Origin of the sequence: Pseudomonas sp. 5Ae-yellow, assembly GCF_014077575.1 — a bacterium.
Taxonomy (GTDB): domain Bacteria; phylum Pseudomonadota; class Gammaproteobacteria; order Pseudomonadales; family Pseudomonadaceae; genus Halopseudomonas; species Halopseudomonas neustonica.
In genome coordinates this window covers 1-1,217 of record NZ_JACGWE010000119.1, presented here as the reverse complement: position 1 = coordinate 1,217, position 1,217 = coordinate 1, and the positions used below count along the sequence as shown (strand labels likewise).

Annotated in this window: 1 protein-coding gene; it reads right to left on the bottom strand. The window is 54.8% G+C overall.

The features are described 5' to 3' along the window. Nucleotides 1-4 precede the first annotated feature (4 nt). Nucleotides 5-1,155, bottom strand: a protein-coding gene (locus H4J77_RS20465; RefSeq protein WP_182250118.1) for an IS3 family transposase whose coding sequence is annotated in 2 segments (ribosomal slippage) — nt 5-918 and nt 918-1,155 — 1,152 coding nt in all. Because the reading frame shifts where the segments join, the coding sequence is not laid out codon by codon here. Between the last annotated feature and the right edge of the window lie 62 nt (nt 1,156-1,217).

The following is a 1,217-nucleotide window of genomic DNA, read 5'->3' as shown; positions in this document are numbered from 1 at the left end:
TATTCTAGACACTCGCCAGACTCTGGTAATGACGCTTTTCGTACTCGACCGGTGACAGGTCACCACTCGTGCCGTGCCGGCGCCTTGGGTTATAAAACATCTCAATGTAATTGAACACGTCTTGTCTAGCAGCCTCGCGTGTCGGATAAATCTGCCGCTTGATTCGCTCCCGTTTGAGTAATTGAAAGAAGCTTTCAGCTACCGCGTTGTCATGGCAGTTTCCCCGGCGGCTCATGCTGCCCACCAGGTGATTCGCTTTCAGGAAGCTCTGCCAGTCCCCGCTACTAAACTGACTGCCTTGGTCCGAATGAACCATCACACATGCTTGCGGCTTGCGACGCCACACTGCGGCTAACAGCGCGTCTAGCGCCAAGTCAGATGTCATGCGCGGCTTCATCGACCAGCCGACAACCTGACGCGAGAACAGGTCGATAACCACGGACAGATACAACCAACCTTCGTAGGTACGGATGTAAGTTATATCGGTCACCCATGCAACATTGGGCGCTGCTACATCGAATTGGCGATCCAAGTGATTGGGTGAAACCACAGCCGGCTTGCCACTATAACGACCAGGGCGGCGGCGATAACCCGTCTGTGAGCGTAACCCCTCGCAGCGCATGAGCCGGGCTACCCGGTGCTTGCCACACGCCTCACCAGCTTCACGAAGATCCAGATGAATTTTGCGATAGCCATACACACCGCCGCTTTCCAGCCATGAGTGTTTAATCTGGCCTAACAACCGCTGATCTTCACGAGCCCGATCAGACAGCTTGTTGCGGCACCAGGCGTAGTAACCGCTAGGGTGCACAGTCATCATTTTGCACAGGCGGCGCACGGGGTACAGGTCCACTTGGCTCTGAATAAACGCGTACCTCAATCGGACTCTCTGGCGAAGTACGCGGTGGCCTTTTTTAATATATCTCGCTCTTCGGATACGCGTTTCAGTTCGGACTTCAATCGACGAATCTCGGCCTGAAGCTCATCGTCCTGCTGCCGCTGCTCCGTGGGCTTGGAGTAGCGCTTGATCCACTGATAAAGACTGTGGCCTGACACACCCAATCGGGCGGCGACCTCGGCAACAGAGTGGCCTCGGCCAGCCACCTGTTTGACGGCTTCAATTTTGAATTCTTCGGTGTAGCGTGAGTTGCTCATTGGACCTCCTGGGTGCCTTGATTATAAGGCCTGGAGGTGTCTACGAAACTAGGGGCTATTCA